This is a genomic window from Castellaniella sp., from assembly GCF_034007085.1.
Classification (GTDB): domain Bacteria; phylum Pseudomonadota; class Gammaproteobacteria; order Burkholderiales; family Burkholderiaceae_B; genus Castellaniella.
Genome location: NZ_JAVERO010000124.1, coordinates 1 through 6,424 on the forward strand (window position 1 = coordinate 1; position 6,424 = coordinate 6,424).

The 6,424-nt window shown below is 63.5% G+C and carries 12 protein-coding genes and 2 pseudogenes; all 14 read left to right on the forward strand.

The window, feature by feature from the left end:
• Positions 1 to 125: pseudogene (locus tag RBR29_RS09885) on the forward strand (elongation factor Tu); the annotation flags it as partial.
• 54 nt (positions 126 to 179) lie between these two features.
• Positions 180 to 491 carry a 30S ribosomal protein S10 gene (gene rpsJ / locus RBR29_RS09890; protein ID WP_043679008.1) on the forward strand — a complete coding sequence of 104 codons (312 nt, stop codon included), beginning with the start codon at positions 180 to 182 and terminating at the stop codon, positions 489 to 491.
• Positions 492 to 762: 271 nt separating this feature from the next.
• Positions 763 to 1,452 (forward strand): 50S ribosomal protein L3, encoded by a 690-nt coding sequence (rplC, locus tag RBR29_RS09895; RefSeq protein WP_320348932.1) that lies wholly within the window; start codon positions 763 to 765, stop codon positions 1,450 to 1,452.
• Between the two features lie 2 nt (positions 1,453 to 1,454).
• The gene (gene rplD, locus RBR29_RS09900) at positions 1,455 to 2,078 is read left to right on the forward strand and encodes a 50S ribosomal protein L4 (protein ID WP_320348933.1); all 624 of its coding nucleotides are present in this window, start codon (positions 1,455 to 1,457) and stop codon (positions 2,076 to 2,078) included.
• Positions 2,075 to 2,371, forward strand: a complete 297-nt coding sequence (gene rplW, locus RBR29_RS09905) for a 50S ribosomal protein L23 (protein ID WP_320348934.1) — start codon at positions 2,075 to 2,077, stop codon at positions 2,369 to 2,371. The genes rplD and rplW overlap by 4 nt, the downstream gene beginning before the upstream one ends.
• Positions 2,372 to 3,199 (forward strand): 50S ribosomal protein L2, encoded by an 828-nt coding sequence (rplB, locus tag RBR29_RS09910; RefSeq protein WP_320348935.1) that lies wholly within the window; start codon positions 2,372 to 2,374, stop codon positions 3,197 to 3,199.
• Positions 3,200 to 3,211: 12 nt separating this feature from the next.
• Positions 3,212 to 3,487 carry a 30S ribosomal protein S19 gene (rpsS, locus tag RBR29_RS09915; protein WP_066454635.1) on the forward strand — a complete coding sequence of 92 codons (276 nt, stop codon included), beginning with the start codon at positions 3,212 to 3,214 and terminating at the stop codon, positions 3,485 to 3,487.
• A 3-nt stretch (positions 3,488 to 3,490) separates the two neighbouring features.
• Positions 3,491 to 3,820, forward strand: a complete 330-nt coding sequence (gene rplV / locus RBR29_RS09920) for a 50S ribosomal protein L22 (RefSeq protein ID WP_043678994.1) — start codon at positions 3,491 to 3,493, stop codon at positions 3,818 to 3,820.
• Positions 3,821 to 3,829: 9 nt separating this feature from the next.
• Positions 3,830 to 4,621 carry a 30S ribosomal protein S3 gene (gene rpsC / locus RBR29_RS09925; protein WP_320348937.1) on the forward strand — a complete coding sequence of 264 codons (792 nt, stop codon included), beginning with the start codon at positions 3,830 to 3,832 and terminating at the stop codon, positions 4,619 to 4,621.
• A gap of 3 nt (positions 4,622 to 4,624) precedes the next feature.
• Positions 4,625 to 5,041 carry a 50S ribosomal protein L16 gene (rplP, locus tag RBR29_RS09930; RefSeq protein ID WP_320348938.1) on the forward strand — a complete coding sequence of 139 codons (417 nt, stop codon included), beginning with the start codon at positions 4,625 to 4,627 and terminating at the stop codon, positions 5,039 to 5,041.
• 13 nt (positions 5,042 to 5,054) lie between these two features.
• Complete coding sequence (gene rpmC / locus RBR29_RS09935; protein ID WP_320348939.1) at positions 5,055 to 5,246, forward strand: 50S ribosomal protein L29; 192 nt, start codon at positions 5,055 to 5,057, stop codon at positions 5,244 to 5,246.
• Between the two features lies 1 nt (position 5,247).
• Entirely contained in the window at positions 5,248 to 5,529 is a 282-nt protein-coding gene (gene rpsQ, locus RBR29_RS09940; protein ID WP_320348941.1) for a 30S ribosomal protein S17, read from the forward strand.
• A 192-nt stretch (positions 5,530 to 5,721) separates the two neighbouring features.
• Complete coding sequence (locus RBR29_RS09945; protein WP_320348943.1) at positions 5,722 to 6,132, forward strand: ribonucleotide reductase subunit alpha; 411 nt, start codon at positions 5,722 to 5,724, stop codon at positions 6,130 to 6,132.
• 10 nt (positions 6,133 to 6,142) lie between these two features.
• A pseudogene (gene ggt / locus RBR29_RS09950) lies at positions 6,143 to 6,424 on the forward strand (gamma-glutamyltransferase); the annotation flags it as partial.

A 6,424-nucleotide genomic window follows, 5' to 3' on the forward strand; every position in this document is an offset into this window, starting at 1 on the left:
GTGACAACGTGTCGATGACGGTGAGCCTGATTGCGCCGATCGCCATGGAAGAAGGCCTGCGCTTTGCCATTCGCGAAGGCGGTCGCACCGTGGGCGCCGGCGTCGTCGCCAAAATCATCAAGTAATTGGTGGACCGGCGGGGGGATGCTCCCCGCCTCTTTCGTTCTTTAGGGATTCCCATGAAAAGCCAGAAAATCCGTATCCGCCTGAAGGCGTTCGACTACAAGCTGATCGACCAGTCCGCCGCCGAGATCGTCGATACGGCCAAGCGCACCGGCGCCGTGGTTCGTGGCCCCGTGCCGCTGCCCACGCGCATCCGTCGCTATGACGTGCTGCGTTCGCCGCACGTCAACAAGACTTCGCGCGACCAGTTCGAAATGCGCACGCACCAGCGCCTGATGGATATCGTCGATCCGACCGACAAGACCGTGGACGCCCTGATGCGTCTGGACCTGCCGGCCGGCGTGGACGTGGAAATCGCGCTGCAGTAATTCCCGCCTGGAGTCGCTGCGTGCGGTTCCTTCGGACGAAACCGCCCTGCCGTTCAGGCAGGGCGGTTTTTTCATCGTCGGGCCGCCCCAGGATGCAAAACGCCCCCTTTGGGGCAGCAAGCCGGGGTGTGGTGCAAGGGCGCTTTCTATGTTAGAATCAAGGGCTTCGTCATCCATTTTGCTTTCATGCAGGACGGATGACGGGCATCACAGCCCCGGCCAATCGTAGTCGGGATCGAAAACTGTGGGGAAACACCCCCCGGAGAAAACAATGTCGAATTCGACACCTACGCCCGCGGCCTGGCGCCTCGGGCTCGTGGGGCGCAAGGTTGGCATGACCCGCATCTTTACCGAGGAAGGCGAATCCATCCCGGTCACGGTGCTGGACGTGTCCAACAATCGCGTCGCCCAGGTCAAGACGCCTGAAATCGACGGCTATGCAGCGGTCCAGCTCGCCTACGGCGAACGTCGCGCCTCGCGCGTGACCAAGGCCCAGGCCGGTCATTTCGCCAAGGCCGGCATCGAAGCCGGTTCCATCCTGAAAGAATTCCGCCTGGATCCCGCCCGCGCCGCCGAATTCACGGCGGGTGCCGTGGTCGCCGTGGAATCCGTGTTCGAAGTCGGCCAGCAGGTCGACGTCACCGGCACCACCATCGGTAAAGGCTTTGCCGGCACGATCAAGCGCCACAACTTTGGCGCCCAGCGCGCCACGCACGGCAACTCGCGCTCGCACCGCGTGCCGGGCTCCATCGGTCAGGCCCAGGACCCGGGCCGCATCTTCCCCGGCAAGAAAATGGCCGGCCACCTGGGTGATGTCACCCGCACCGTCCAGAACCTGGATGTCGTGCGCGTGGACGCCGAGCGCGGCCTGCTGCTGGTCAAGGGTGCCGTTCCCGGTCACAAGAACGCCGACATCGTCGTGCGTCCCGCCGTCAAGGCGACGCCCAAGAAAGGAGCCTAATCATGGAACTCAAGCTCCTGAATGATCAGGGTCAATCCTCGGCCACCGTCGCCGTCGCCGACGAGATCTTCGGCCGCGACTTCAACGAAGCGCTGGTGCATCAGATCGTCGTGGCCTACCAGGCCAATGCCCGCATGGGCAACCGCGCCCAGAAGGATCGCGGCACGGTCAAGCATTCCACCAAGAAACCCTGGCGCCAGAAAGGCACCGGCCGCGCCCGTTCCGGGATGACTTCCTCGCCGATCTGGCGTGGGGGTGGCCGTACCTTCCCGAATTCGCCGGACGAAAACTTCAGCCACAAGGTCAACAAAAAGATGTACCGCGCTGGCCTGCGCGCGATCTTTTCGCAGCTGGTCCGCGAAGACCGCCTGGCCGTGGTCGAGAGCTTCACCCTCGACGCACCCAAGACCAAGCTGGCTGCCGCCAAGCTCAAGGATCTGGGCATTGTCGAACCCGTCCTGATCATCACCGATGCCCTGGACGAAAATGTCTACCTTGCGACGCGCAACCTGCCTCATGTGGCGGTCATCGAAACGCGCTACGCCGATCCGCTGTCCCTGGTCCACTACAAGAAAGTGCTGATCACCAAGCCGGCGATCGCCCAACTCGAGGAGTTGCTGGGATGAATGCCGAACGTCTGATGCAAGTCATTCTGGCGCCCGTCGTGACCGAAAAGTCCACGATGATCGCCGAAAAGAACAACCAGGTCGCTTTCCGCGTCGTCGCCGACGCCACCAAGCCGGAAATCAAGGCCGCCGTCGAACTGCTGTTCAAGGTCGAGGTCGAATCCGTGCAAGTGGCCAATCGCAAGGGCAAGGAAAAGCGCTTCGGCCGTTTCATCGGCCGGCGCCGCAACGAACGCAAGGCCTATGTTTCGCTCAAGGCCGGGCAGGAAATCGACTTTACGGAGGTGAACTAAATGCCGCTGGTCAAAGTCAAACCCACGTCCGCCGGTCGCCGGGGCATGATCAAGGTCGTGCACCCTGAACTGCACAAGGGCCCGGGCTACGCGCCCCTGCTCGAACCGAAATCGCGCAATTCGGGCCGCAACAACAACGGCCACATCACCGTGCGCCATCGTGGCGGTGGTCATAAACAGCACTATCGCATCGTCGATTTCCGCCGCAACAAGGACGGCATCGTCGCCCGTGTCGAGCGTCTGGAATACGACCCGAACCGCACGGCCCACATCGCGCTGCTGTGCTACGCCGATGGCGAACGCCGCTACATCATCGCCCCGCGCGGACTGGAAGTCGGCGCGACCGTGGTGTCGGGTTCCGATGCGCCGATTCGCTCCGGCAACACGCTGCCCATTCGCGCCATCCCGGTCGGCGCCACCATCCACTGCATCGAAATGCAGCCGGGCAAGGGCGCCCAGCTGGCCCGTTCGGCCGGCGCATCCGCCGTGCTGCTGGCGCGCGAAGGCGTCTATGCTCAGGTTCGCCTGCGCTCTGGCGAAGTCCGTCGCGTCCACATTGATTGCCGCGCCACCATCGGCGAAGTCGGCAATGGCGACCACAGCCTGCGCCAGATCGGCAAGGCCGGCGCCATGCGCTGGCGTGGTGTGCGCCCGACGGTCCGTGGCGTTGCCATGAACCCGGTGGATCACCCGCATGGCGGCGGTGAAGGCCGCACCGGCGAAGGCCGCGAACCCGTCAGCCCGTGGGGCACTCCCACCAAGGGCTACCGGACCCGTCGTAACAAGCGGACGGACAATATGATTGTCTCTCGCCGCAAGCGCAAATAAGGGGCGAACACTATGTCACGTTCGATCAAGAAAGGCCCGTTCGTCGATGCGCATCTGATCAAAAAGGTCGATGCCGCCGTCGGGGGCAAAGAAAAGAAGCCGATCAAGACCTGGTCGCGCCGTTCCACTATCCTGCCCGAGTTCATCGGGCTGACGATTGCCGTGCACAACGGCCGCCAGCACGTTCCCGTCTACATCAACGAGAACATGGTCGGCCACAAGCTCGGCGAATTCGCCCTGACGCGCACCTTCAAGGGGCACGCGGCGGACAAGAAGGCCAAGAGGTAAGCCATGGAAACTACCGCAGTCATTCGCGGCGTCCATATTTCCGCGCAGAAGACCCGCCTGGTGGCGGATCTGATCCGTGGGAAATCCGTGGCGCACGCCCTCAACATCCTGACGTTCAGCCCCAAGAAGGCCGCCGGCATTCTGAAAAAGGCGCTGGAATCCGCCATCGCCAATGCCGAACACAATGATGGCGCCGACATCGACGAACTGAAGGTCACCACGATCTACGTCGACAAGGCCCAGTCGATGAAGCGGTTTTCCGCGCGCGCCAAGGGCCGCGGCAATCGCATCGAAAAGCAGACCTGCCACATCGTGGTCAAGGTCGGGGCGTAAGGAGTCACAATGGGACAGAAAATTCACCCGATTGGGTTCCGCCTCGCGGTCAACCACAACTGGACTTCTCGCTGGTATGCGAACGACAAGAACTACGGCAGCATGCTGGCCGAAGACATCCGCGTTCGTGAATACCTGAAGAAGAAACTCAAATCCGCTTCCGTGGGCCGTGTCGTCATCGAACGTCCTGCCAAGAACGCCCGCATCACCGTGTACTCGGCCCGTCCGGGGGTGGTGATCGGCCGTCGTGGCGAGGACATCGAAATCCTCAAGGCCGACCTGCAGCGCCTGATGGGCGTGCCGGTGCACGTCAACATCGAGGAAATCCGCAAGCCGGAAACCGACGCGCAGCTGATCGCCGATTCGATCACCCAGCAGCTCGAAAAGCGCATCATGTTCCGCCGCGCCATGAAACGCGCCATGCAGAACGCCATGCGTCTGGGTGCCCAGGGCATCAAGATCATGTCCTCGGGCCGCTTGAACGGCATCGAGATCGCCCGGACCGAATGGTACCGCGAAGGCCGTGTGCCGCTGCACACCCTGCGCGCGAACATCGACTACGGCTTCTCGGAAGCGCAGACGACCTACGGGATCATCGGCGTCAAGGTCTGGGTCTACAAGGGCGACATGCTGCCCAACGGCGAAATGCCCCCGGAAACCGCTGCCCCGCGCGACGAAGAACGCCGTCCGCGCCGTGCGCCGCGCGGCGATCGCCCCGGCCGTCCGGGCGATAACCGTGGCCGTGGCCGTGGCCCGCGCCGTGATGCCGCTGCGGCTGCTCCGGCGCCTGAAGGAGAATAAAACATGCTGTCACCCTCTCGCAGGAAATACCGCAAGGAACAGAAAGGCCGCAACACCGGCCTGGCCACGCGCGGAACCCAGGTTTCCTTTGGCGAGTTCGGTCTGAAGGCCACGGGTCGTGGCCGCCTGACCGCCCGCCAGATCGAGGCCGCCCGTCGTGCCATCAACCGCCACATCAAGCGCGGCGGCCGTATCTGGATCCGGATTTTCCCGGACAAGCCCATTTCGCAGAAGCCCGCCGAAGTCCGGATGGGTAACGGCAAGGGCAACCCGGAATACTGGGTCGCGGAAATTCAACCCGGCAAGGTGCTGTACGAAATGGAAGGCGTGAGCGAAGACCTCGCCCGCGAAGCCTTCCGCCTGGCCGCCGCCAAGCTGCCCATCAGCACGACCTTCGTGTCGCGCCGCGTGGGCGCCTAGGAGAGATCAGGATATGAAAGCCAGTGAACTGCGCGCCAAGGACGCCGCCGGGCTCCAGGCCGAACTCGAAAGTCTGCTGAAGGCACAATTCAACCTGCGCATGCAGCGTGCCACCCAGCAGCTTTCCAACACCAGCCAGTTGGGCAAGGTGCGTCGCGACATCGCGCGCATCCGCACCATCATGACTGAGAACGCAGGAAAGTAACATGACCACCGAAACCCAGAAAGACATCGTCAAGCGTCAGCGCACGCTGGTCGGCAAGGTCGTCAGCAACAAGATGGACAAGTCCGTCGTCGTCAGCGTCCAGACCCGTGTCAAGCACCCTGTGCTGGGCAAATTCGTCAATCGCACCGCGAAATACAAGGCGCATGACGAAGCCAACCAGTACAACGAAGGCGACACCGTCGAAATCGCCGAAGGCCGCCCCATTTCCAAGACCAAGTCCTGGACCGTGGTGCGCCTGATCGAGGCCGTGCGCATCATCTGATGCCACGCGGATGGCCTGCGCGCCCGCCAGGCCGCTGCCGGCCTTCCGACTCGATCCCGCGCGGCTTTGGCCGTGCTTGCAGACCCCGCCATCGTGCGGGGTCTGGTCGTTTTGGCAGCGGCTCCGCAACCACCGTCCAGGCGTGGGCGCGAGTTTCCTGTAGCATGATGGATTTCCCAAGGGGGTTTCGCCATGGACATCACCTGTTTCGATGATCTGCTTCAGGCGGCGCGCCTGCAGCCTGAACCTCAGCGCCTGCTGTTCGTCTTTGCCGCCAGCTCGGTGCCTGACGATGCCACACCCGAACAGAAGGCCAGCCACGCCCGGGGAGAAGGCGGTGAACTGACGCCGGTCCTGTGCGTGGACAAGACGCCCGGCGAGCTGCATTCGTTCGATACGCTGGTCAAGGAATCGACCCACACCGGCCAGGACTGGCAGGTGGTGTTCGTGGCCGCCATGGCCGACCAATCCGCCTACCTGCCGGACAACAAGGATGTCGATCTGGCGTTCCAGCGCATGACGCAGATGATCAAGTACGGCACGATCGGCGCCTTGCTGGCGTTTGACCGGGGTGGTGAGCCGATCGTGTTCGGCGCCGCCTGACGCGCTCGCCATGATGGCATTGCCTGCGCGCTGGTTCGCCCTGGGGCTGCTGGGTCTGCTGGCCGCTTGTGCGGCACCTCAGCGGGCTGGGGGCGTTGCGACGGGAGGGGTTTCTCCCGCCGTGGTGTCCGCCGCGTCCGTGACCCAGGCGGCCGTCGCCGCCTATGAGTCCGGCCTCGATGTTTTTCATCCGGTCGCCGCGCGCCGAGGCATGGTGGTGTCTGAACAGGCGCTGGCCAGCCAGGCGGGCCTGGAGATACTGCAGGCCGGTGGCAATGCCATGGATGCCGCA

What these genes read in the sequence shown, in the direction of transcription:
- rpsJ (WP_043679008.1), top strand. Translation starts at nt 180, where the DNA reads ATGAAAAGCCAGAAAATCCGTATCCGCCTGAAGGCGTTCGACTACAAG.
- rplC (WP_320348932.1), top strand. Translation starts at nt 763, where the DNA reads ATGTCGAATTCGACACCTACGCCCGCGGCCTGGCGCCTCGGGCTCGTG.
- rplD (WP_320348933.1), top strand. Translation starts at nt 1,455, where the DNA reads ATGGAACTCAAGCTCCTGAATGATCAGGGTCAATCCTCGGCCACCGTC.
- rplW (WP_320348934.1), top strand. Translation starts at nt 2,075, where the DNA reads ATGAATGCCGAACGTCTGATGCAAGTCATTCTGGCGCCCGTCGTGACC.
- rplB (WP_320348935.1), top strand. Translation starts at nt 2,372, where the DNA reads ATGCCGCTGGTCAAAGTCAAACCCACGTCCGCCGGTCGCCGGGGCATG.
- rpsS (WP_066454635.1), top strand. Translation starts at nt 3,212, where the DNA reads ATGTCACGTTCGATCAAGAAAGGCCCGTTCGTCGATGCGCATCTGATC.
- rplV (WP_043678994.1), top strand. Translation starts at nt 3,491, where the DNA reads ATGGAAACTACCGCAGTCATTCGCGGCGTCCATATTTCCGCGCAGAAG.
- rpsC (WP_320348937.1), top strand. Translation starts at nt 3,830, where the DNA reads ATGGGACAGAAAATTCACCCGATTGGGTTCCGCCTCGCGGTCAACCAC.
- rplP (WP_320348938.1), top strand. Translation starts at nt 4,625, where the DNA reads ATGCTGTCACCCTCTCGCAGGAAATACCGCAAGGAACAGAAAGGCCGC.
- rpmC (WP_320348939.1), top strand. Translation starts at nt 5,055, where the DNA reads ATGAAAGCCAGTGAACTGCGCGCCAAGGACGCCGCCGGGCTCCAGGCC.
- rpsQ (WP_320348941.1), top strand. Translation starts at nt 5,248, where the DNA reads ATGACCACCGAAACCCAGAAAGACATCGTCAAGCGTCAGCGCACGCTG.
- RBR29_RS09945 (WP_320348943.1), top strand. Translation starts at nt 5,722, where the DNA reads ATGGACATCACCTGTTTCGATGATCTGCTTCAGGCGGCGCGCCTGCAG.